The organism is Synechococcus sp. MIT S9504, assembly GCF_047497135.1.
GTDB lineage: Bacteria > Cyanobacteriota > Cyanobacteriia > PCC-6307 > Cyanobiaceae > Synechococcus_C.
On sequence record NZ_CP138942.1, the window covers coordinates 838,010 to 860,858 of the forward strand.

Here is a 22,849-nt window from a genome sequence, read left to right on the forward strand (position 1 = left end):
CGGTTGACTCCTTAACCAGTTGCGGTTCACACACTGGCCTGCAATGAGAATCATTCTTAGCTTTCGGGTTGATTTGCCGCGTTCGTGTTGCGGGGATGTCGGATCAAGTTCTGAAGTTGGTGATGGTTGCTGTTGTGGTGATCATCTCTCTTGCCACAGGTCGGCCGGCTGTGATGGCCATGCGTTCTGATCGATCTCTGCCTGCTCTTGGGTTTGGTGAAGCCTTTGCAGCTGGAATCTTTTTGGGTGCCGGTTTGATTCACATGCTCGGTGATTCACAGTCGGCGTTCGACGCGGCTCACATCAACTATCCGTTTGCGATGGTGATCTGTGGATCCGTGATGCTCCTGCTTCTGTGGGTTGAACATCTGGCGAATCACGGGATGGGTTCCCCGTCTGGTAACAGCAGGTTTCTGCCGCTTACTGCTGTTGCGATGTTGTCGATTCACTCCCTGCTGATGGGTGCCGCCTTTGGGGTGTCGTCCTCAGTGGCGTTAACGGTGGTGATCTTCATCGCTGTGCTGGCCCATAAAGGCTCTGCCAGTTTTGCGCTCGGCCTGGAACTAGGTCGCTCCGAGTTTTCAAAGCGTTCCGCCTGGAGGCTATTCCTGGTGTTCGTCGTGATGTTCCCTTTCGGCGCGCTTGTTGGCCAGGCGCTGAGTACGGCTTCTGATGCCCATCCTTTGGTTGAGGCATCGATCGGCGCCGCAGCAGCAGGAACATTTCTGTTTTTCGGCACTTTGCATGGACTGGCTTCCTCGCCCATGATCAACCGCTGCTGCAACCAGCGTGAGTTCATCGCTGCAGTTGGAGGCTTCGCAGTGATGGCAGTTGTGGCGATCTGGACCTGAATATCGCCATCTACAGTTGCTTGATGTTGCACAGCGCGCCAGCACGGGCCAGCAGGATGGATATTTGTTGCGATAATTGTTGAGTATTGTGTTTCAATCGTTTGGCCTTGATGAGATTTGTTGTGAGAGTTTTTGTTTGCTGAATTTATTGTTGTGTGCCTGTTTATCTGCCTCATATTGGCAACTTCATTTCTGAGGTGTGCAGGTGGGTGATAGTGCTGGCAACAGTGGTGACTTGCCATTCAAGGAGCCTGTTGATGCATCTGAACTGAATCTCGCCCCTGACCCCACTGGGGGTGATGAGGTTCAAACTGCTGAAATTGCCAAGTCCCCGGCGAGTGTTGTTGAAGCACCATCGTCGATGCAATCAGAAGATCATGGTGATGAACTGTCGGTGTCTCGCCTCATCCAGCAGCTCTCGCTCGGCCTGGATTCACTGAAACAGTTGAATCTCCAGGGTTTCAAGCAGATTTATCCGATCTTTCTTGTTGTCTTCGGTTCCGTCATTCTTGGCTTGTTGTTGTCTTTTGTTGCCGCATTCCTGAGTTCAATGAACCATCTACCGATTTTTGGTGGTTTGTTTCAGGGGGTATCCGAACTGGTCGGTCTGGTCGTGGTTGTGCGGTTTATTACATCGAATTTGTTGCTGCAACATCGACGAGCAGAAGTGTTTGCTCGAATAGCTTTACTGAAGAAAGACCTACTGGGCGGTCAGGAATGATTTGATTTAATCTCTAAGTCTGAGAACTTCCGATCACTCCTCGATCACAAATCCGAAACTTTTAAAAATCTCGTCGTTTGTATGGATGATTTTCCTGGCGCCTGCTTGTTGCTTGACAGCGAAACCTGTCTGAGCAAGACGCCTCATCAGTGCAGCTGTGTCTTCGAATCGTTCAGCCATGTCCTCAAGGGTTCCGCAGTCTGCGGAAAGGGTGGATTCGTTCCAGGTGAAGGAGGCCATGGCGTTTTCTGAAGAGGGTGAACCAGTGCTGCGTCAGTGCAGATTTGACATGATTTTAAGGCTTTTGTCTCAGTAGTGCTGACGCCATTGGCATCGCGGCCATTGTCTGCTTCTCAGCTGGCGCTGATGGTCTGTGCCAGCAGGCGACCGAATTCCTCATGCAATCCCAGCCGTCCATCGATGTCAGAGACACGATCTGCCTTGTCTGCCAGCGTCAACATCTCCTGCTTTGAGCGAGGAGGTGCTTCGTTGGCCAGCACCACGTGCAGAGGGCAGTGCAATTTCTGAGTCTGTGCCAGCCACCAGCGCGAGTCTGAGGCTGCGTCCAGGCCCCCGCTCACGAAAGCGACGCTCGCAAAGCGAGCTCCAGGCTGGCGGCTGATGTTTTGTTGTTCACGCAGACGTTGAGGCGTCAAAAGGTTGCGATTGACCCAGACGTGCCGACGCAGCATCAGTTTCAGGATTGGTCGACTGGTGTTGAGTCGATAGAGAAGCGGTCCCACCAGTGGCAGCTCCACCAGCTGTCTGACCCAGTTGAAGCTCTTCCCTGATCGGCCTGTCATGGTTGGAAGCGGACCACGGAACGTGGGTGCAACCACCACGATCTGCGCCCAGTGCCGTGAGCATTGTTCGGCCAATCCGAGAGCGATGGGAGCACTGTGGCCAGCGGCTACAACATTGATCTTGGCCTGGTCAGCTCGATCAAGGTGTCGAAGAATGGCGGGCAAAACCTGGCGAAGTGCGTTCGCGTCGTAAGCAATCGCCGGACGCTCGCTGTCGCCGAATCCTGGCCAATCAAAGCTCACCAATTGGCAATGTTCATCCATGGCATCGGCAAATTCATGCCACTCGCCTCGGCTCGAAACTGTGCTCAGGGCTGGCAGCAGCAGCCAGAGGTCGCCGTTCTCCGGACCACGACGTTCCAGCGTGATGCGAATGTCGCGGCCGTTCAGGTTGATCTGGAGATTTTCGGGGACACCGCCGATCCGGGAATGAAGGCTCATGGTGACGTCAATGTCATCTGCTGATTGGATGGTTCCAGCTTTGCTCTGCAGCCGGTTACTCCCGATGGATGTTGCAAAGATTTGCCGAACCTCTCTATCCGCGTCTCTGGATCGAAAGGCCCCACAAGGCTGGAGAGGCCGGATCGGTTCCAATGTCGCGCCCAACTTCAGGGTTGAAAGGCTCTTCTCTCCAGGTCGCAGTTTCCGTTAGGAGAAAGCCCCTGACGGCGCATGGCCTGGACTTCCGCTCTTGCGGCTCTCAGATCAGCGCGGAAGACCGGATCGTTGTGCAATTGAGCCACGGTGCCTGAGGCGATCAGCTGGCTTGCCTGCACATCGCTTAACCAGTGCACATTGCAGATATAACGGCTCTTTCCATACTCGATGCCCCTCGTCAGGATTGCATCGCGACGTTCCGGTGCGATCTCGCTGAGAACCAGTGCCCATGCCCATCCGGCAGCGGTGTGACCGGAGGGGTATGAGCCATCACCTCTGAGCAATGTTTCCTGGTCCGGGGTGCAGATCGGCTTGCCGTTGACCATGAATGGCCTTGGGCGTTGATAGTTGATTTTGGCCTTGTAGGTCGCCAGACCGGCATCGCTCAGGGTGCGCCGCAACAGGGTGTACAGCCTTGGTGTTCCTTCCTTGGTGATCGGAACCCCAAGGGTGCAGGAGTAAATCGCTGCAGCTTCAGGGAAATTCAGATCGGCATCAATGGCCGCCACCTCCCAGCGTGGACCTCCCTGGAGCGGAAAGGTCGACTCGGCAGTGGCCACATCGAGGTCGTAGGCCAGGGAACCCTGTTTGGGGTGTGGGGGCAGCAGTTTCAGGGAGTCAGGTACGGAATCGGATGCCAGATAGCCCTCGAGAAGCCCATGCTTGATTGTCTTCAGATTCGCTGGTGAGCCAATATCCGGTTCGCAGTAAGTCGGTGTCTGTGCTCCCGCCGGCAGGCCTGCAAAGCTGATGCCAGCAATCAATCCCACAGCAGCGCAGCTGGACGCGAATCGACTCATTGATGGTTGTTGTTCGTTCGTTAACGGGTTAGCAGTTCTTCAGGATCAGCAACAACAATCCGATCCTGAGGTCTGCACTCAATGGATCAGACGCCTTGAATCAGACGCCTTGAATCTGACCCGAGGAGATGAGACGGGAATGGGGCAGATTTGTCGACAATGGATTGTCAGCCACGTGGCTTGATCAGCAGTGTGACTCCTGAGGCTGTGATCACAACAGTGAGAACTCCCAGCAGCGCAGGATAGAACGACTGCAGGTTCAGCATGCCGAACCTGCCGGTATGGATCTTGAGTAACCAGAACGCATCAATTCCTTGTTCCAGCAGAACGCTGTACAGAGAGCCGCTGATCGCTGTGATGAGTAATGGCGCTGCAGCGATCGGAACGAGCCAGCGGTGAATGCGCCGAGCCTGACGCTGTGGACCAGGGCCGCGCTTCATTGCTTTCGCAGCTGTTGATGCAGTTCACGCTCATCCGCGCAAGGCATCCAACGACCGTTGTTTTTATGAACTGTGTTGCAACCGATCTCTTCAGCGCGTTGGCGTGCTTCGGCTTCTGTTGCGTAGAGGCCCTTGCTGTGGGCCAGTGCAGGGTTCGACATCACCACCACAGATATCGCGACACCAGAGATTCCCACAACTGTTGTGCATGCAATCGCAAGAGCTGAAAAAACCATGATTCGAGTGGAGGCTCAGACCCTCACGCAGAGTGGATCTGACTGGCAGTGAACCAATCTTGCCTTTGCTGAGTGCGCGCTGGTTGTGGTTGAAGTCGCTTTGAGGTCTTTTGTCGCAGCTCGAGCATCAGTCCTTCAGCGCCGAAGCATTCAGGTGTCTAATTGGTGTCACAACGGTGGCAGCTGATAACCATTCTCACCACAATGGAGGCAATCACAAATTGTGCATGCGCGCTTTTGCTTTCACGTGTATCGCTGCGATGGCCGGTATCAGTGCCTTCTACGCGGCTCCAGTGATGGCTCACGCTGGTCATGGCGATGAGTTTGTTCAGACTGGTTCTGTTGGCCAGGTGAAGGCCAACCCCAAGCGCGATCAAATGCTCGGGATCGTTTCTGAAAAGCCCAAGGTCGAGGCCAATGGACAGTTGAGTGTGCCGAACGTTGCCATCGTCAAGGCGAATGGACAGCCCTATGTCTTCGTGTTCAGCGGAACCACTTATGACCCGGTCGTGATCAAGCCAGGTACCGTTTCCGTTGACCGCACGGTGGTTCTCGACGGTGTGACTTCAGACGAGCAGATTGTCGTCTCCGGTGCATTGTCGATCTTCGCTGAATCGCAGAAAAACAAGCGCTGAATTCGGCTCATTCTCAGTCTGACCTTCAGCGATTCCACGGTTCATTGATGTTCAATAATCTGCTGAACAACATTCTGCGTTGGTCGATCACCCGCAGATGGCTCGTGCTGATCAGCTCTTTACTGATCAGTCTCCTCGGCGTGATCAATGTTTTGCAGATGCCGCTGGATGTGTTCCCGCCTTTTGCACCACCTCAGGTTGAGATTCAGACCATCGCGCCCGGTCTGGCGCCCGAGCAGGTCGAGCATCAGATCACTGAGCCGATCGAGGCGGCTGTCAATGGACTGGGAGGGGTTGATCTAGTTCGATCCGCATCCAAGCCAGGCCTGTCGATGGTGCAGGTGGTGTTCCGTGATTCGGCCAGCTTGGAGCGTGCCCGCACGGCCGTGTCGGAACGGTTGCAGCAAGTGCGGACGAAGCTGCCTGAACCGGCGGAAGCTCCTGAAATTTCGCCGTTGCTGTCTCCTCTGGGAACGATTCTTCAATACGCATTCACGCTTCCGGAGAACGCCTCCCGCGAGCAGGCCTTGCAACTTCGCACCCTCGTGCAGCGCACTTATGAACATCCGCTGCTGGCTATTCCCGGTGTGGCACAGGTGACGATCTATGGGGGTGACAGTCCACAGACCCAGCTGCAGCTTGATCTCAGGGCTCTGAAGAATCAGGATGTCTCCTTGAATGAAGTCGTAGAAGCAGCAGGCAACGCTCAGTTCAATGGTCGCGGTGGTGTGCAGATTTCCGGTGGTCAGGAGCGTCTGATCCTCAGCGACCATGCCATCAGCAACGACGACGACATCAGGCGTTCCGTGGTCCGTGCTGGTGATGGTCGTGCCATTCCCCTCGGCTCAATCGCAGAGGTGAGATCCGGGGCTGCGATGCGCCGCGGTGCCGCCAGCCTGAACGGACAACCGGCTGTGGTGTTGATGATCAACAAACAGCCTGATGTGGATACGCCTCAGCTGACGCGCACTGTTGAAGACAGCATGCGTCGGCTTCAGACGTCGCTTCCTGCGGATGTTTCGGTCACTCAGACGTTCCGTCAGGCGAAGTTCATCGAGATCGCCATCCGCAACGTCAGTGAATCACTCCTGCTCGGAGTGGTGATTGTTGCGGTGGTGCTTCTGCTGTTTTTGATGAACTGGCGAACGGCCTTGATTGCCCTCAGTGCCATTCCTCTTTCCTTGCTGGTTGGGCTGTTGCTGATGCGCGGGCTCGGCCTCCAGCTCAACACGATGACCCTTGGCGGTCTGGTGGTGGCAATTGGTTCCGTTGTCGACGATGCCATCGTCGATATGGAGAACTGCTATCGGGGTTTGCGCAGCAACCGGCTTCAGGACAAGCCGTTGAATCCTCTTGATGTGGTGTTCAGAACCTCCGTTGAAGTGCGACAGCCCGTGCTGTTCTCCACCTTGATCATCGTTGTGGTGTTTGCACCGATCTTCACGCTCAGTGGCGTGGAGGGGCGTATTTTCATGCCGATGGGGATCGCCTATGTCCTGTCGATCGTTGCCTCGACAGCAGTTGCGCTCACCTTGTCACCAGCACTCTGCGCCTTGCTTCTGAGTCGTGCTCCCTTGCCGGCTGCCGCGTCATGGGTGGAATCTCATGTACAGGCTGTTTACCAACCCCTGCTCGAGTTTGTCCTGAGGTCACCTCGTCGAGTGCTTGTGCTGGCTGTGTCTGTGGTGATTGCAACCCTGTTGATTCTTCCCAGTCTGGGCAGGGTTTTCCTGCCTGAGTTCCGGGAGCAGTCACTGGTGAACTCCATGGTGCTCTACCCCGGTGTCTCTCTGGAGATGACCAGCCGAGCGGGTCGACTGCTCTCCCAACAGCTCCAGTCCAGCGACGATGTGGAGTGGGTGCAGGTCAGAGCCGGCCGTGCACCGGGCGATGCCGATGGCGCAGGGGTGAACATCGGCCATGTGGATCTGGAATTAAGTGATCAGGCGATGCGAGACCGTCCCGCTGCGATCGCTCGTATCCGCGCAGTTTTTGTTGATCTGCCTGGAGTGGCACCCAACGTGGGTGGATTCATCTCACACCGAATGGACGAGGTTTTGTCAGGCGTGCGCAGTGCTATCGCGATCAAGATCGCCGGCCCCGATCTGCTGGAACTGCGTGATCTTGGCGAGCAGGTCCGCGATGCGGTTGGTGAAGTTTCCGGAGTGGTTGATCTGCAGCTGGAGCCGCAGTTGCCGGTGCCTCAGGTCCAACTGCGGATCGATCGCGAGGCGGCACTGCGCGAGGGAGTCAGCGTCGCCGCACTGGCGCGGGCCGCTGAGGTGGCTCTGCATGGAACGACCGTTGGCCAAGCGCCATCCTCCGGCGTTTCTACGGCCCCTCTTGTTGTGACGCTTCCTGCAGAGCAGCAGGGCGACCTGCAGTCGCTGAGCGAGCTTCCAATCCGAACCGCATCTGGGGCGTTGAAGCCGCTCGGCGATTTCATCACCTTTGAACAGACGACGGGTCCCAACGAGGTCAATCGCGAGGATGTCTCCCGAAGAATCGTCGTATCCGCCAACGTCGCCGGTCGCCCCCTGGGGCCTGTGGTCAATGACATTCGTCGGCGCGTAGAGCAGTCGGTGAAACTGCCTCCCGGCTATACCCTGCGCTATGGGGGGCAGTTTGAGTCTGAACAGCGTGCCACCCGTTCCTTGGTGCTTTACAGCCTGCTTGCTGCTGGAGTGATCGCGGCTGTGATGGTGGTGGCTGTTCGCTCGCTGCCTGCCACGGTTGCCATTCTGCTTAATCTCCCGCTTGCCCTGGTTGGGGGTCTTGTCGCGGTTCTGCTCAGTGGCAGTGTGCTTTCCGTGGCATCACTGATCGGATTCATCACCCTGTTCGGCGTGGCAGTCCGCAATGGCCTTCTGCTGGTTGACAACTACAACCGACGTCATCAGAGAGGTGAGAGCCTGAAGGCGTTGATCCGTGCCGGCACTCTTGATCGTCTCAACGCGATCCTGATGACCGCCCTCACCTCATCGCTGGGGATGTTGCCTTTAGCGCTGGCCTTTGGCGCCGGCAACGAGATTCTGCAGCCGCTGGCGATCGTGGTGCTGGGTGGTTTGATCACGTCGACCCTGCTCACGCTGGTTGTGATTCCGGCCCTGTACGCGCGATTTGGATCCAGGCTTCTTGCTGATGCAACCCTCTGAACATTCAGGAGTCATCCTGATCAACCGTGGCTAGCAAAGGATGCAGCTCATTCATCAGCGACGTCCCACCGCTGATCAATTCTTGCGTCGATAGATATGTCACCACGCCCTCCCGGAGGCAGACCAGCACATGATGCGGCCCAACGCAATCTCAAGGCCTGCCATCTGCGTGCCAAGCGTGCCAGGCAGGGTTGGCGGCCCTGGATATTGTTCGGTATCGCATCGCTCTTCTACTTCTACGAGTTCTTTGCACGGGTCGCTCCGGGCGTGCTGCACTCTGAGCTGATCAAGGTTTCCGGCGCCAGTGAAGGTGTGTTCGGTTTCTCCATGAGTCTGTATTTTCTGGCCTATGCGCCTGCGCAGCTGCTTGTTGGCCGTCTGCTGGATCGCCATGGTGTTCGTGCCGTTGCAGCTCCGGCAGCGGTGCTTGTTGCGCTCGGATGCCTCCTTTTCGCCACAGCAGACAACATTGTCCTGATGGGTCTGGGACGGTTCTTCCAGGGGCTTGGCAGTTCCGTGGCCTATCTGGGAGTGATCTATCTCTCACTGATCTGGCTGCCGCCTCAGCGTCACGGCATGGTTCCGGGGATGGTCACCGGCATCGGCACGCTGGGGGCTGCGACAGCGCAGTTTCCCCTGCTGCTGATTTCAGATCACTTCGGATGGAGGATGCCGCTGTTGATCTGCACCGTGGCCGGCATGATCATCGCCTGCTTGATCTGGCTCTATTTACCGAGACGACCGAGCTGGTTTATCGAGTTGATGCGAGAGGACGGCTTCGATCCGAACAGCCCTGAACCGATGGGGTTTCAGCTCAACAGAATTCTGCACATTCGCAATCTGTGGATTCTTTCGCTCGCCGCCGCGGGTGTTTATCTGCCGGTTTCTGTGATCGGTGATCTCTGGGGTGTGTCCTTCTTCAGTATCGAGGCCGGTCTTCCTGATGATCAAGCCAGTCTGATCACCACCCTGGTGTTCATCGGCTTCGCTATCGGCGGTGTGGTCGCCGGCCACTGGTCCGATCGCATTGGTCGCCGCAAGGTCCTGTTCACATCAGGTGCCGTCAGTGCAGCCTGCTTTGCTCTGCTGCTCTGTTTCACAAGTCGTCTTCCTGTCAGCCTTGTGGCTGTGCTGGTGGCCGCTCTGGGGCTCACCTCGGGAAGTCAGGCTCTGGCCTTTGTGATGGTGGCCGATACCGCCAAGCGTCATACGCGAGCGATCACGCTTGCCTTCCTCAATTTCATCGTGATGTTTTTTCCGGTGATTGTGCAGCCGACCGTGGGTCTGTTTTCCCAATGGGGGCTGCCGGCGGGAACACGACCCTCATCCATGCAGGAGCTGCAGGGATATGCCGTTGTGGTGGTGGGGATGCTGGCCGCGGCTGGCCTGAGTCTTCTTGTGCAGGACACCAAACCGCGAGATGAGGAAGGCCTTCTGTTGAGTCATTGAGAACAGGCAGGTACCAGCAGTGAAGGAGACGCCATCGACCGTTGATGTGCTCGTTGTCGGTGGTAACGGGCGCGTCGGAGCCTCAACAGTGCGCTGGCTCAACCGGCTCTCCCGCCGTGACGCAGAGTGCACGCCTCTCAGGCTTGCCATCGGCGGTCGCAGCCGGGCCAATTTTGTGGCTGTTCGCAAGCGACTCGATCTCCCGGAGCTCGTCTTCAGGCCGGTGGATCTCGAGGCTGGTCTTGAGTCGCTCGTCGCCGTTGTTCGTGGGGTCAAGTTGGTTGTGCATACGGCGGGACCGTTCCAGGGGCGAACGCAACCTGATCTGCTGCGGGCCTGCATCAATGCAGGGGTGCCGTATTGCGATGTCTGTGATGAGTTCAGCCTCAGTCGACATGCCAAGGACCTCTCGGGAGATGCTGTGGCGGCAGGGGTTCCTGCCGTGGTGTCCTGCGGAATCTGGCCTGGAGTCAGTGCACTGATGGCGGCTGAAGCGGTGCAAAAGCTTGGCGGCCCGGAGGTCTGTGAACGCGTGGAGTTCAGCTTTTTCACGGCTGGAACCGGTGGTGCTGGGCCCACCATCGTGAGTGCCACCTTTCTGCTTCTGGCCAGCAGGGTGTTGAACTATGTGAATGGCTGGCTCACGTTCAAAGAGCCATGGACCGAGCGTCGCGTGGTTGACTTCGGTGCAGGCGTGGGTAGCCATGCCTGCTTTCTGCTCGACAATCCGGATGTGCCATCCACCGTTGAAGCGTTGGCCGTTGCCAACTGCGCTTCGCGTTTTGGTACTGCACCGGGAATCTGGAACAGTCTTTTCGCTGCCATGAAACTGCTGCCGAGCGATCTGCTCGTCAATCGCGCTGCGATGCAGGGTCTGGCCCTGTTTTCGATGCCGATCATCCGGGTGGTCGACAAGCTTGTCGGCGCCACCAATGCCATGCGTGTTGATGCGGTCAGCAAGGGTAATTGCGATTCAGGTCTGCCCGCCAAGGTCACGTTGCGTTGCGTGCATGCGGATCTCGAAGATTGCGTCGGTCAGGCCACAGCAGCATTCGCGATCGAGATGCTGCGCGGACGCCCAGGCCTCTCTTCCGCTGAGCAGACCATTCCTGCAGGTGTCTGGTATCCGGCCGAGCTGCAGGCGAAGGCACGGAACAACATCCTCCAAGTGGTCAGTGAGAAGGCTCTGCTCTGGGAGATCTGAGCGACCAGAAACACCGTTGCGTTCAGCAGTTGCGCGAGATGCAGCGGAAGCCGAGGTGACTTGTGCTTTCGCTGGCTTCCTGAGGAGAGCGGGCAGCAGGGCGGAAGCGGAGGCAGTACTGAGGCGAGCAGAGGTGCGAACCACCCTTGATGATTTTCAGGTCGCCTCCGGCTTCGGATCCTGAGCAGCAGCAGTGCACTCCCGGATGGTCCTGCCAGGCGCTTTCTGTCCATTCCCAGACATTGCCTGCCATGTCAAAAAGGCCGTAGCCATTGGCTGGGAAGCACCCGACAGGCGATGTTCCCTTCCATCCATGCGCACCTTGATTGTTAAACGGAAAGTCGCCCTGCCAAGTGTTGGCGAACAGCGTATCTCCCTGATTCGGTTGCTCGCCCCAGGTGTAGGTGGCTCCATCTAGACCTCCGCGTGCGCACCATTCCCACTCCGGCTCATGCGGCAGGGCCAGACCTGCCCAGTTCGCATAGGCGCGGGCGTCGTGCAAGGACACATGCACAACAGGGTGGTCCAGCCGCTGATCCAGGTTTGATTCGGGGCCATGGGGGTGACACCAGTTCGCACCGGGAATCCACGCCCACCACTTGCGCCAGTCATTGAGTGGCACAGGCCCCTCTGTTCCGATGAACACCACGGAACCTTCGCGATCTTTGCGCTCAGCTGTCGTGACGTAACCGCTGTCGGCGACGAAATCCTTGAACTCTGCGTTCGTCACCAGCCTCGACTGGATCAGCACATCATCGACCTTCACCACAACGGTCGGTGACTCTTCGATGTAAAAAGCGGTGGATCCCATTGAAAGTGATCCACCGCGAACGTGAATGAGCCCCTGAGTCTTGGCGTTGTTCAACTGCAATTCACTCGGTTTTGTTAATGGGTAAACGACGTCATGCTGAAGGTCGAGGGATTGGGATGCTCCTTGATGGAGGTTAGATAGTTGCCGACGATTTTCATGTACGGACCCAGAACCCAGGCGCATGTTCCGACCACGTTGAATTCCTCCCTGGGATCCCTCTCGATGTGGAACACCGACGGATATCCCATCCCCTCCACTCGATAGGCACAGACTCCCAGGGAAGATGGATTGGTCTGAGACTGGATCACCTGCTTCGGATAGATGCGCCACTGTTTCCAGCGCACAGCGGCAATTTCACCTCCGATGAAGGTGATCAGATGATCGCGACTCGATCGTTCGCTTTCACCAACGAAGAACTTCCATTGATTGACCCCGTCGTAGGGACGATCGTCGGGAAGGCTGGATCCCAGCATTCCTGCGATGGTGGGCACGAAATCGTGGATCGACACCATTTCATTGCTTTTGCGAGCAGGAATGTTGCCCGGCCATGACACCATGCCCGGGACACGCAGCGATCCTTCGAGAACGTCGCCTACTTCGCCCCGGAAGGGGCCCGGTGAGCTGCCTTTGAAGTCGGTGCTGATTACCTGGTTCTGAACCGGTCCATTGTCAGAAAGGTAGATGATGATCGTGTTGTCTCTGATTCCCGCTGCTTCGACGGCCGCCACAACCTGGCCAACGCGGTGGTCGTGCTCCATGAGCATGTCCCCGTAAGGCCCCGATGAGGATCGATTTTCGAAGTCGCGGTGGGCTCCCTCCGGGTAGTGCACATGAGACCATCCGACATAGAGAAAGAAAGGATCGTCGCCGGCTGACTTCTCCTTGATGAATGACGTTGCCGCATCGGCGATGTCACCTTCAACGTGACGGCGATACGCGAGGTCATAGGGGCGAACGCGGCGCAGGCTGCCGTCATCGTTCGACTCCCAGATGTGCGACTGCGCTGCTTCGATCTGATCTTCGCTCAGGCCCGAGCGACGCATCGTCTGTGGATAGAGAGTGGCATCGGTGGTTTCCAGAATGCCGACGCGGTAGGAGTCAAATCCCTGCCTGGTGGGGATGCTCTGCTCCTCCTCTCCCAGATGCCACTTGCCGACCATCCCTGTGGAGTAGCCGTTCTCCTTGCAAATTTCGGCGAGTGTCAACTCCCCCTCCTGCAGAGTGCTGGGAGTTCCGCCCACGATGATGCTGTTCAGGCCTGAGCGAACGCTGTAACGGCCGGTCATCAGGCCAGCCCGCGAGGGCGTGCAGCCGGGCTCCACAAAGAACTGGGTGAGCATTAGGCTTTTTTCAGCCAGGTCATCGAGATTCGGCGTCGGCATCCCGCGCAGATCGCCGCCGCTGCCGTAGCAGCCGAGGTCACCGAAGCCGATGTTGTCGGCGAGCATCAAAACAATGTTTGGCCGATCTGTGTCGGCCTTCCAGGAAAGGTTCCCAACGGTGCCTGTCATGTTCAGAGAGAGAGGCGTTTGTTGTTCTGATAGCTCGTTTCTTTGTTTCGCTTCTCGCCGCGAAGCTCATCTCGCACAATTGGGATCCAAGCTCCTGAATCCAACCAACGCAAAGCAGTTGGCGTCGTCTGGCGCCTAGCTTTAACTGCCATTGATCTCAGACCGATGATTCCGGGACAGGCCCCGATGCTGCGTGATCGCAGGCCTGAGGTGATGGATCAGCCTGGTCTGGATCCCGCCGAACATGACCGGGCGCTTCGTGGTCTGCGCAGAATCAATGCAGTCAGTCGTTGTGTTCCAGGACTGTTTCGTCATCTGGAAGCGCTTTCGCTTGAGTCTCCTGCAGAGCCTCTGACTGTGCTGGAACTGGCCTGTGGAGGGGCCGACACAGCCATCGAGCTGGCCGCAATGGCACAACGACGACAGCTGAACTGGTCGATCCAGGCCTGCGATCTGAACCCAGAAGCGATTCGCATCGCCCGTCGCAATGCCGCCAGACACAACAGCAGTGTTGGTCTGTTCGTTGCCGACGCGCTGACTCCCCCCGAGTCAGAACAATTCGATGTTGTCTACTGCACCCTTTTCGTACACCACCTGGATCCCGTCGATGTGGTGCGACTGCTGGCTGTGATGGCTGCCCGGGCAAGTCGTCTTGTGCTGGTGGATGATCTGATCCGCAGCCGCCTGGGGTATGCGCTGGCCTGGGCCGGAACCCGCTTGCTGAGCCGATCCTGGGTGGTGCATTACGACGGTCCGCTGTCGGTTCAGGCGGCATACACGCCCTTGGAGATTCTCGAGCTCGCGGCCCAGGCTGGGTTGCACAATCCCGTGTTGGAACGCACCTGGCCTGAGCGATACCGGCTTTGCTGGAGACCCCACTGAAATGCAGAGGAGCTGGGACGTTGTTGTGATCGGAGCAGGAGTCGCTGGTGGCCTGGCCGCCTACGACTGTGCACGTCGCGGTCTGACTGTTCTGCTCGTTGAGAAGCGTTCTTTCCCGCGTTGGAAGGTTTGCGGTTGTTGCTTCAATGCCAATGCCCTGGCTGCCTTGACTGCGGTTGGGCTGCCGGACCTCATCGGTGATCAGGGAGGTGTGGCTCTCGATCAAGTGCGTCTTGGCTGGAACGGCAGTTCGCTGAATTTGGGGTTGCCCGGTGGGTTGGCCCTTTCCCGGGAGAGTTTCGACCAGGCCTTGGTCCATGCAGCTGAAGCGGCAGGAGCCACGCTGAGATTTCAGACCAGTGCCGTTCTTGAGCAGACTTCCGCCGGTGAGCGAGTGGTGCGACTGCGTCCTTCCGGCGGTGCGCCAGCCGAGCGGGTTCGGGCCCGTGTTGTTCTTGTCGCAGCTGGTTTGCAGCATCAGGTTCTGGCGTCGAGCGATGATTCGAGGCCCCGGATCGCCGAGAGATCAAGGGTCGGAGCCGGTTGTCTCATCAACGACGACGATGATGTTTACGCATCCGGTGCGATCCATATGGCTATCGGCCGACATGGATACGTTGGCCTGGTGCGACGTGAGGATGGAGCGCTTAACCTGGCAGCTGCTTTCGACCCCGCTGCACTCAGGTCTGCAGGTGGAGCGTCCTGTGCGGCGGATCTGGTTCTGCGTCGGGCCGGTTTCGCCGTTCCGCGAGCTCTGGAGACATCACGCTGGCAGCTGACTCCGGAGCTGACACGCCGATCCGGTGTGTTTGCCGGTGAACGCTTTTTGCTGCTGGGCGATTCCTCCGGTTATGTGGAACCTTTCACTGGTGAAGGCATGGCCTGGGCTCTCGCTGCCGGAGCGGCGGTGGCTCCTTTCGTGGAGGAGGCCCAGGGAGCATGGAGCGGTGCTCTTGAGCGGCGTTGGCAACAGAAGCTGGAGGAACTAACGGTGAGTCGTCAGCGTCTTTGCCGACTGTTGTCGACATTGTTGCGTCAACCGCTCGCCACCGCCGCCGTATTCAGGTTGGCGTGCCACTGGCCAGAAATACCTGAGCGTGTCATCAGCGCTCTCAATCGGGATGTATCTCATACGGCTTGCCCTGATCCATGCCTCTGACACTCCATGGCATCGGTACTGCAGTGCCCACTCAGAGGCTGAGTCAAGCGGAAGCTGTGGAAGTGGCGCATCGGATCAATGCCGAAAGTCCAGACAAGGCCAGGCTGATGGCTCGGATCTATCAGAAGACCAAGGTGCTCAACCGTGGAAGTGTGCTGCTCGGGAATGATGCAGACCATGCCACCAGCCAGGAGCGTCTCAGCTTTTACGGACCCGACAGTCCTGGCACTGCGGAACGGATGCAAGCCTTCGATGATCATGCCGGCTGGCTTGCCCTGGAGGCTGTCCGTCAGGCGTTAGATGATTCCGGTTTGCCGCCGTCAACGATCACCCATCTGGTGACTGTGAGCTGCACTGGCTTTCAATCCCCTGGGGTCGATCTTTTCCTGATGGACAAGCTTGGATTGTCCGCTGCGGTGCAGAGAACCCATGTTGGATTCATGGGCTGTCATGGAGCGCTTAACGGTTTACGTGTCGCCCATGCTTATGCCGAGATGGATCCCAACGCCGTGGTTCTGCTCTGCGCCGTGGAGCTTTGCAGCCTGCATATGTCGTATGGCTGGCATCCTGAACAAGTGGTGGCCAATGCGTTGTTCGCCGATGGAGCTGCAGCTGTTGTCGGCTCATCTGGCCCACCATCCTCCGATCGGGACCTTGTGCTGCAGAGCAGTGGTTCGATGGTGATTCCCGAAAGTGCTGATCTCATGCACTGGGAGATTGGTGATCACGGCTTTTCCATGGGATTGTCGCCGCTTGTGCCCGAAACAGTGGGGTCAGCACTGCAGCCCTGGTTGCAGGAATGGCTGCAGAATCGTGCCGTCAATCTCTCGGATATATGCAGCTGGGCCGTGCATCCAGGTGGTCCGAGGATTCTTTCGACCTGCGCTGAAGCATTGGCACTGGACACCAAGCTTCTGGAGGAGTCCAGAGTCGTCCTCCAGAATCACGGCAACATGTCGTCGGCAACGATCCTTTTTATTCTCGAACGCCTGCGTCAGCGATCGGTTGCTGGTCCTTGTCTTGCGCTGGCTTTTGGCCCTGGGCTCAGTGCAGAGGTTGCACTTCTCGATCTTCAGGTTGCAGAATGAATGTCTTCAGCGCGTCAACAGTCCGAGCGTTATGGCCGTGTTGTGTTCCACGGAAAGCCTGGAAAAGCAGAGAACAGCATCAGCAAAAGCCCCTGGGCAACAACAATGGTGCTGCAGCCGACCAGGGTCCAGCGCCGAGACGCTGTGGACAACCAGTTGGAGTAGAGGCGGCTCAGCCATGGCACCAGCAAGTAGCCGGTGAGCAACACTGTGATCAAGTTGCTGATCAACATATTGAGCGGCAAAGATAACTTGCCAAGGGTTGATCCCCCGAGCCACATCAGCAACATCACAGAGGGATATAACGCCAGCCAGACAAGCAGATTTACCTTCCAGATCGGTGTTCGCGATGTCCCCTTTGCCTGAATCCACTGGTCAAAGGAGTTTGAATCCAGGCGGAAGCGATATTGATAGCCGATCAGTTTTTCTGCTTGATTGAGCAACTCTCTTCTCTGTGAGCTGTCCAGCCAGAGAAGGCACTGCTCCAGTTCCTCAAAGCGAACATGTGTGGTGACATTCAGTTCTGAACCAGTGCCTGAATTCTCGTAAACAACATCCTGTCCGAGGTAGCCGTTGAAAGCCTGAGCAGCACAATTCATACGCTCCTGAATGTTCTGATAGTCCTCACGCTGTGAGGCATCGATGGAGCTGTGAATCGTGTAAACAAATCGACTTTCGGTTTGCTCAGACATGGCGGATCTGGCTTTTGAGGCTCAATAGCGTGCCCCGTCTGGCAGCTCACGAAACTCATCCCACACGTTGCAAGCCTCGCATTTGAGGATCTGTGTGAGTTTGATCTCACGTTGATCTTTTGGTCTCTGCATGTCGTGATTGATGGCTTCATCAGAAAACAGGTCGTTGTAATCCGACCAGGAGGCCGCGTAGAACACGTTGCGTATGCCAGCCCAGTAGGCCGTGGCGTAACACATCGGACAACATTCACAGCTGGTGTACATCACGCATCCAGACAGATCCCATGTGCCCAGTTTCTTGCAGGCCGCTCGGATCGCGTTCACTTCAGCATGAGCGCTCGGGTCAAGATCCTTGATGACACTGTTGCCTGCCGAGGCCACGATTTCGCCATTCTTGGCAACCACAGCTCCAAAGGGGCCCCCTGATTTATTGACGATCCCTGCTTCACGCATCTGGTGGATCGCTTCACGCATCAAGGCTTCATCGTGTTTTGCTGCCATGGCCAGGAGGAGCACTCTGCTGAATCGTGACGATGACCATCGCCAACGACAACGAAAGGAACCAAAACGACAAGTTTTGGGTAGCCAATCATCAAACACCAGCTTCGATCGCAGCAGCTTCAAGGCGAAGCTGACCAGGGGACGGGTGGTGCCCATCCTGAGTGATGTCATTCGCCTGGCTGGCCTTACTGCAATCACAGTCATGAACCACTGAAGGGCAAGGAGGGGGCGAAGTGAAGCTGGGGCTCAGGTCTTTGGCGCAAGCAACGGCAATACTCCGTCGATCTTGACCCCACCTGACACCCGGACTTGGATAACGCTCTCAAAACAGCATGGTGAGTTGCAGAAGACCACTGACCGAATCATCTTCTGCGTCACGGTCACCCACGAGAGGCAGCACGGTGATCGTTGGCTGGAAATACAGCGAATCGGCGAGGGCGATTTGGGCGTATCCCTGCAACATCAGCTCATTGGGATTGAATTAACTTCCAAAAATGGTTCGCTTCTATTGATTTTTGCCCATGAGAGACCGACCCCGATGCTGTCGTTCGGACGGCTTTCCAGAGGCCCCATTGCCGTCACCCCCGCCGTGACGGACGCACCCATCTGATTGCTGATGGACGGAGACCAGCCGGCACTGAGAAAACCATTGATCCCACTGCTGTCTTGCTCAGGCCGAAAACTGGAAAATCGTTGATTCAGCAGGGCATACACCCCCCATGCACCCAATTCGCTGAAGCAATTCGTGGTGCTGTCGTTTTGGCAGACCACAGATTCGCCCCCTTGCGACCAGGCACCCAATCCAAAGGATCCTGGTTTGAGAGCATTACCCAGGACCCATCCACTCCCGGATTCAGCGATGATGAATAAAAAAGACCTCTCAACCATCATCGCAGGCACCAATCAAGAAACGCTTAATCCCTTGTTTCATGCAGAAGTTCAAACAATCAACAGCTACTACAACTTAAAAAGCGAGCAGCATGTCGACCTCAAGGAGGTTCTTTTCTTGGCCACACATGAACCCTGCACACTCTGTTCATCTGCGATTACATGGGCAGGATTTGACAATTTCTACTGCTTTTTTAGTCACGAAGATTCCCGTGATTCATTCCAGATCGGGCATGACCTCAACATCCTCAAAGAGGTCTTTAAGAATGATCCGGGAGAATATGCACGCATAAACAACTACTGGACGGGCTACAGCATCTGCGATCTGATCGAAAATTGCGATAGCAGTGATCGATATTCGTTCAATCAACGCGCCACATCGCTGCGTGGAACCTACCAGAAACTCTCCAGCCAGTATCAACAAAGCAAAGGGCAATCAAGTGACCCCGCTTATATTTCTCTGAATTAATAAATAACGGCCATCACATCCAACCATCGTGAACACCGGCGTAGGGTCGTTCAATCAATGATTGAACAGGGGGATTGGACTACCCAGGGAGAACAATCGGGATGCATTCGTGATGGCAGGAATCACAGCTCTGAGGGCTCCTCTGCGATCACTCGCCAGCCTGTGATGGTACGTCGAGTGTCGGCAAGATCTGATCTGGATCCCACCGGCGCTTGATCTCGCGCAAAAGCGCAAGATCCTCCGCATAGGCCAGCTGCAATTGACGTCCGTAGCGAATCGTTCCGGGATGGCGTTCCACCAAATAGACGTGGCAACAGATTGGGGCTAGAGCATCGAAAAGGGCATCAGACCATTGCCTCACCAATGGCCCAGCCAGGCTGTCGTCAGGATGCCAGAGACCCGAAATCACAATTGACCATTCGGCATCTCGCCCTTTGTAAGTGGAGCTGTGCATCGCTTGATCACGCACCGCTCCACCGATGTGTTGCAAATCAATCCGACAGAGAGGATTCGGAGCTCGTTGAATCGCTTTGGTCAGAATGCTGGTCAGAGTTTCCGTCTGGCCAGGTTTCACGCTGATGGCATGAATCCAGGATCGAAGTCGCCGTCGCCGATTGGTATCTGCTGCCGGCTCCATCGGAAAGGATCCGTCATGCAGAGGCATGTTGAAGTCCGGTAAGTCCTCCAAGCCCATCACGCGATCCCGCCAGACATCCACGGAATCTGCTTCGCATGGAGACACATCGCTATCCTCTGCGACGTTGACGACGTAGCTCAGTACAGAAGGCTCTTTGCTGTCGGGAGGGACTCCCAGCACAAATGAGCACGACCTGGATCGAGGCATGACCTCCGCCTCCTGGAGATGGTTTTGCAACTTCTCAAGAGCATGCAGGGAACGCATCACATCCAACGATCGTCGTGCGTGGGTCCGAAGCGTGGCCTCCGTGATCACGGCGAGAAAGGGTGCAGCTCCCCGCAGCAACCTCCAGCTCTTGGGATCCTGCGCCTCCCCCTGCAAGACAAACGGTGTGCCGTCGGCTCGAACACCCCGCAACGCCACGATGCTGTCGAGGGTGAGACCCAAGCTGCGGCTGAGATGGCCGATGCCGCCCATCAAGAGCAGACCAAAGCCGGGCGTTGCATGCGTGCCCACAGGGAGCATGCATCGATGGGGTGACAAGGCCTGAAGCAGTGCTCCCATACCGACGCCTGCCTGCACCCGCACCTGATGGTCCTCAAGCTCAATGGCTGTGAAGTGCGCAGAAAGATCAAGCACCAGTGCTCCATCGGCCGCACAGAAGCGGCTATGGCCTCCGCTGCGCACCATCAGAGGCACGCCGGCTTGGCGTGCCTGCAGAACAGCATCAACCACATCCTGTTCGCAGCGAGGCTGAAGGATCATCAGCGGATCGCAAGCTGCAGCGTCACCGTTAAACAGTTCAGCGAGTGCTCGCTCGTAGTCAGCATGCCCTGGATGCAAAGCCATTGACGTCTTTTAAAATAGAGGCGTGTACCGAAGCTGTTCACTCATGCTGGGTGGCGTCTGAACCGTTCGCACCAACAAGCGATAAAGCGCAACAGCGGTTTGCATTACCAGAAACCAGTTCAGCAGCAGGCGCGGAAGTAAGACTGATGCCAATCGACTCATGGCGCGAGGGGATCGTTGTACACGACTCACCCCCCTGGGCTGATCTCGCGAGCTGGCGTGCGAATCAACAGACTCAATGCGGCTGCCATGGCCAATGGAACAATGAAGAAGCTCATGGATTGCTGATAGTTCAGGAATATGAGTTGTGATACCCCTGAGAGGTCCTCTCCGACGAGAGACATCAACAACCCACCACCCACAAACACAAATGTGAGCAGGAGCGGGGTGGCCACAGTGGCTGTCTTCTCGGGAAGCTCCCGACGAACAAATGACAATCCCAGGGGAGCGGCCCCAAGACCAAATCCGAGAACGAACATGGCCAGAAACGCCATAGAGGTGCTTAGCGAGACACTCAACAACCAGGTCATGGTGATCAAGGCAAGTGCTGAAAACACTCTGGACGGAGCCGTTAGTCCTGAACGAGTGGCCCAGAGGCCTCTGATCACTCCGCCACGCGTGAGTCCAGACACGAGCATGGAGTTCATCGAAGCAGCAAGGCCTGAGGTTGCATCAAAAAGATCCACCTGAAAGCGGATATTCCATAGATCCTCGAGAGCCAGGAAACAGGAGAACAGACCGACGAAGTACAACGTCCCAACCCAGAAGCGTGGCGATCTGATGCACAGCACAAGACCGTCCAATTTCGGCCCAGGAAGGGACCCTCTGTCACGGCATTGCTGGCCCCTGCGACTGAGGTGACAACAGCAAAAGCATCAGCAAAGAGAGACCGATTCAAACAACTGTGCTTGCTCCAAATAAACGACTCGGCTTGCTAAACCATGGCAGAAAAGCGAAGACACCGGTTAAAGCTCCCACTCCATTGGCGCAGCTTTGGCTGACATTGAGCATCAGTGGAAAACGGCGCGAATAAACCATCGAAACTACCTCTACAACGCCAACAAAAGCTGTTCCAAAACCAATTCCAAAGAGACACCTTGCCAGAAGCTACTGAGGAAATGAGTTGGCCAATGTCATCACCCAGGCTCCAGAAGCGGCAATCCAAGCTGAACCCACCATCAGCAGACGCATCGGAACGCGTGTCAGCAGAATTCCCAGGAAAAATTGAGAGAAGGAGTAAGCAAAGAAATAAACCCCACCAGCCAAACCAATCTGGGCCTCATTCAGCCCTAACTTTGAAGACAATCCACCAGCTGCGATTGCGTAACCAACAACACAAACCAAATTCATGCAGAAGAAGATCTTCACAACGAGCCATTTCAAGAAACCTGATCGGCCGATCTCCATGACAAATACATTGTGGTCGAACAGTAGCCACCGAAAGCAGCAATGGCATCAATCACTTCAGAGGGGCCATTCAGAATGAAGATAGTAATGATGATCAACAAAGCGAGCACTTTCCGAAGATGGGGAAAAGTTTTCAGTCCAAAGACATTTATGTTTTCAAATGACAATAATATGCTTCATAAACTGACCGTCAAAAGAATGGATCAAAATAAATCAAACTCAGCCTTTCTTCTGGACACCAAGCGCATCCAGGCCACCGATGGCACGGTGGAGGGGAAACCTGCATTCATCCAGGCCAAACCGACCAGACTTGATATAAATTGTGCCGGCAAGGTCGAGCCCACGATTGCATCGTTCATGGCAGCCACCGCTGCAAAGGGTGACCCTGATTGATTGATCACACCGGCTTCACGCATCACGGCTTCATCCTGTTTTGCTGCCATGGTCAGGAGGAGCGCTCTGCTGAATCGTGTTGATGACCATCACCATCACCATCACCATCACCATCACTATCACCAACGCCAACGAAAGGAATGAAAGCGACAAGTTCGCGTTAGCCGGTCATTGATTAGAGGTTCAAGCATCGGTCGACAGAATTCGCAAATGCTGCTCAGCCCCGCCGGACAGCACAAGGTCGGATGATGCTTGGAGACAGGTTGATGCTGCGTCAACTTCAGTTGCTGCAGTGCTTTTCAGGCTTCACCGGAAATTCTTCAAATCTTCTTCCTGTTTCTACCAGGAAATCTATCAGTCATCACCAAGTGCCCAGTGATCTTCAAGTCATCGGGGTTCATTCCCGCCGCTCCTCGCTCTTCCGAACAATGACTGCTCAAACATCATCAGCAAGTATGTCGACATTTCGAGTTGATTGTTTTGATTCCAGGTATGAGGAAATCGATCAGTATTTTGCCTGCATGATTGTGTGTGATAGAGATGATCAAAAATGCCTGAATAATTGTCTTGACAGGCATATGAATTTTGCCAATAATGAAGATTTTTCTTGA

General features: G+C 56.2%; 26 protein-coding genes. 12 read left to right on the forward strand and 14 right to left on the reverse strand.

Annotated features, from left to right (window positions below; genetic code table 11):
* Positions 1-95 precede the first annotated feature (95 nt).
* Together SIB58_RS04990 and SIB58_RS04995 are read left to right on the forward strand one after the other, a co-directional pair.
* Positions 96-851, forward strand: coding sequence for a ZIP family metal transporter (locus SIB58_RS04990; protein WP_066909601.1), 756 nt, complete (start codon positions 96-98; stop codon positions 849-851).
* A 205-nt stretch (positions 852-1,056) separates the two neighbouring features.
* Entirely contained in the window at positions 1,057-1,572 is a 516-nt protein-coding gene (locus tag SIB58_RS04995) for a CAAD domain-containing protein (RefSeq protein WP_156486695.1), read from the forward strand.
* A gap of 33 nt (positions 1,573-1,605) precedes the next feature.
* Here the strand turns inward: SIB58_RS04995 and SIB58_RS05000 are convergent, their stop codons facing one another.
* The 5 genes from SIB58_RS05000 to SIB58_RS05020 all read right to left on the reverse strand — a co-directional run bounded on the left by SIB58_RS05000 (position 1,606) and on the right by SIB58_RS05020 (position 4,433).
* Entirely contained in the window at positions 1,606-1,812 is a 207-nt protein-coding gene (locus SIB58_RS05000; RefSeq protein WP_066909607.1) for a hypothetical protein, read from the reverse strand.
* 113 nt (positions 1,813-1,925) lie between these two features.
* Positions 1,926-2,816: an alpha/beta hydrolase gene (locus SIB58_RS05005; protein WP_066909799.1), complete on the reverse strand. Its 891-nt coding sequence runs from the start codon at positions 2,814-2,816 to the stop codon at positions 1,926-1,928.
* 167 nt (positions 2,817-2,983) lie between these two features.
* Positions 2,984-3,832: an acid phosphatase gene (locus SIB58_RS05010; protein ID WP_066909610.1), complete on the reverse strand. Its 849-nt coding sequence runs from the start codon at positions 3,830-3,832 to the stop codon at positions 2,984-2,986.
* A gap of 167 nt (positions 3,833-3,999) precedes the next feature.
* Complete coding sequence (locus SIB58_RS05015; protein ID WP_066909613.1) at positions 4,000-4,272, reverse strand: fumarate reductase; 273 nt, start codon at positions 4,270-4,272, stop codon at positions 4,000-4,002.
* Complete coding sequence (locus tag SIB58_RS05020; RefSeq protein WP_156486709.1) at positions 4,269-4,433, reverse strand: DUF3721 domain-containing protein; 165 nt, start codon at positions 4,431-4,433, stop codon at positions 4,269-4,271. Before SIB58_RS05020 ends, SIB58_RS05015 begins: the two co-directional genes overlap by 4 nt.
* 302 nt (positions 4,434-4,735) lie before the next feature.
* Between SIB58_RS05020 and SIB58_RS05025 the strand changes: the two genes are divergently transcribed.
* From SIB58_RS05025 to SIB58_RS05040, 4 genes are all read left to right on the forward strand, one after another.
* Positions 4,736-5,143: an efflux RND transporter periplasmic adaptor subunit gene (locus tag SIB58_RS05025; protein ID WP_156486696.1), complete on the forward strand. Its 408-nt coding sequence runs from the start codon at positions 4,736-4,738 to the stop codon at positions 5,141-5,143.
* A gap of 47 nt (positions 5,144-5,190) precedes the next feature.
* A complete protein-coding gene (locus tag SIB58_RS05030; protein ID WP_066909622.1) occupies positions 5,191-8,298 on the forward strand; it encodes an efflux RND transporter permease subunit in 3,108 nt (1,035 codons plus the stop codon).
* Positions 8,299-8,394: 96 nt separating this feature from the next.
* On the forward strand, positions 8,395-9,747 hold the full coding sequence (locus SIB58_RS05035; protein ID WP_082823379.1) for an MFS transporter: 1,353 nt from the start codon (positions 8,395-8,397) through the stop codon (positions 9,745-9,747).
* A 19-nt stretch (positions 9,748-9,766) separates the two neighbouring features.
* A complete protein-coding gene (locus tag SIB58_RS05040) occupies positions 9,767-10,951 on the forward strand; it encodes a saccharopine dehydrogenase NADP-binding domain-containing protein (RefSeq protein WP_066909625.1) in 1,185 nt (394 codons plus the stop codon).
* A 22-nt stretch (positions 10,952-10,973) separates the two neighbouring features.
* Here SIB58_RS05040 and SIB58_RS05045 read toward each other — a convergent pair whose 3' ends face one another.
* Together SIB58_RS05045 and SIB58_RS05050 are read right to left on the reverse strand one after the other, a co-directional pair.
* Positions 10,974-11,945: a formylglycine-generating enzyme family protein gene (locus tag SIB58_RS05045; RefSeq protein WP_082823381.1), complete on the reverse strand. Its 972-nt coding sequence runs from the start codon at positions 11,943-11,945 to the stop codon at positions 10,974-10,976.
* Positions 11,837-13,273 carry a sulfatase-like hydrolase/transferase gene (locus tag SIB58_RS05050; RefSeq protein ID WP_067326625.1) on the reverse strand — a complete coding sequence of 479 codons (1,437 nt, stop codon included), beginning with the start codon at positions 13,271-13,273 and terminating at the stop codon, positions 11,837-11,839. Before SIB58_RS05050 ends, SIB58_RS05045 begins: the two co-directional genes overlap by 109 nt.
* Positions 13,274-13,438: 165 nt before the next feature.
* Between SIB58_RS05050 and SIB58_RS05055 the strand changes: the two genes are divergently transcribed.
* From SIB58_RS05055 to SIB58_RS05065, 3 genes are read left to right on the forward strand one after another with little or no spacing between them, the layout of a single operon-like run.
* Positions 13,439-14,155 (forward strand): class I SAM-dependent methyltransferase, encoded by a 717-nt coding sequence (locus SIB58_RS05055; RefSeq protein WP_066909635.1) that lies wholly within the window; start codon positions 13,439-13,441, stop codon positions 14,153-14,155.
* A gap of 1 nt (position 14,156) precedes the next feature.
* Positions 14,157-15,314 carry an NAD(P)/FAD-dependent oxidoreductase gene (locus tag SIB58_RS05060; RefSeq protein ID WP_066909638.1) on the forward strand — a complete coding sequence of 386 codons (1,158 nt, stop codon included), beginning with the start codon at positions 14,157-14,159 and terminating at the stop codon, positions 15,312-15,314.
* Entirely contained in the window at positions 15,305-16,402 is a 1,098-nt protein-coding gene (locus SIB58_RS05065; RefSeq protein WP_066909641.1) for a type III polyketide synthase, read from the forward strand. Before SIB58_RS05060 ends, SIB58_RS05065 begins: the two co-directional genes overlap by 10 nt.
* Positions 16,403-16,431: 29 nt before the next feature.
* Here the strand turns inward: SIB58_RS05065 and SIB58_RS05070 are convergent, their stop codons facing one another.
* From SIB58_RS05070 to SIB58_RS05085, 4 genes are all read right to left on the reverse strand, one after another.
* Positions 16,432-17,094 carry a hypothetical protein gene (locus SIB58_RS05070; protein WP_066909644.1) on the reverse strand — a complete coding sequence of 221 codons (663 nt, stop codon included), beginning with the start codon at positions 17,092-17,094 and terminating at the stop codon, positions 16,432-16,434.
* Positions 17,095-17,115: 21 nt separating this feature from the next.
* Positions 17,116-17,766 (reverse strand): nucleoside deaminase, encoded by a 651-nt coding sequence (locus tag SIB58_RS05075; RefSeq protein ID WP_231857137.1) that lies wholly within the window; start codon positions 17,764-17,766, stop codon positions 17,116-17,118.
* A 151-nt stretch (positions 17,767-17,917) separates the two neighbouring features.
* On the reverse strand, positions 17,918-18,058 hold the full coding sequence (locus tag SIB58_RS05080) for a hypothetical protein (RefSeq protein ID WP_156486697.1): 141 nt from the start codon (positions 18,056-18,058) through the stop codon (positions 17,918-17,920).
* Positions 18,058-18,366 carry a carbohydrate porin gene (locus SIB58_RS05085; protein ID WP_197461156.1) on the reverse strand — a complete coding sequence of 103 codons (309 nt, stop codon included), beginning with the start codon at positions 18,364-18,366 and terminating at the stop codon, positions 18,058-18,060. The genes SIB58_RS05080 and SIB58_RS05085 overlap by 1 nt, the downstream gene beginning before the upstream one ends.
* Between SIB58_RS05085 and SIB58_RS05090 the strand changes: the two genes are divergently transcribed.
* Complete coding sequence (locus SIB58_RS05090; protein ID WP_231857138.1) at positions 18,341-18,952, forward strand: nucleoside deaminase; 612 nt, start codon at positions 18,341-18,343, stop codon at positions 18,950-18,952. The two genes, SIB58_RS05085 and SIB58_RS05090, sit on opposite strands and share 26 nt — an antisense overlap.
* A gap of 148 nt (positions 18,953-19,100) precedes the next feature.
* On the opposite strand, the gene SIB58_RS05095 is transcribed toward SIB58_RS05090, so the two are convergent.
* The 3 genes from SIB58_RS05095 to SIB58_RS05105 all read right to left on the reverse strand — a co-directional run bounded on the left by SIB58_RS05095 (position 19,101) and on the right by SIB58_RS05105 (position 21,845).
* Entirely contained in the window at positions 19,101-20,438 is a 1,338-nt protein-coding gene (locus tag SIB58_RS05095; protein WP_066909656.1) for an FAD-binding oxidoreductase, read from the reverse strand.
* Between the two features lie 188 nt (positions 20,439-20,626).
* On the reverse strand, positions 20,627-21,190 hold the full coding sequence (locus SIB58_RS05100; protein WP_067326628.1) for a hypothetical protein: 564 nt from the start codon (positions 21,188-21,190) through the stop codon (positions 20,627-20,629).
* Between the two features lie 355 nt (positions 21,191-21,545).
* On the reverse strand, positions 21,546-21,845 hold the full coding sequence (locus tag SIB58_RS05105) for a hypothetical protein (protein ID WP_066909662.1): 300 nt from the start codon (positions 21,843-21,845) through the stop codon (positions 21,546-21,548).
* Between the two features lie 42 nt (positions 21,846-21,887).
* On the opposite strand from SIB58_RS05105, the gene SIB58_RS05110 reads away from it, so the two are divergent.
* Positions 21,888-22,238 carry a hypothetical protein gene (locus SIB58_RS05110; protein ID WP_156486700.1) on the forward strand — a complete coding sequence of 117 codons (351 nt, stop codon included), beginning with the start codon at positions 21,888-21,890 and terminating at the stop codon, positions 22,236-22,238.
* Between the two features lie 266 nt (positions 22,239-22,504).
* Positions 22,505-22,849, forward strand: a complete 345-nt coding sequence (locus SIB58_RS05115; protein WP_156486701.1) for a hypothetical protein — start codon at positions 22,505-22,507, stop codon at positions 22,847-22,849.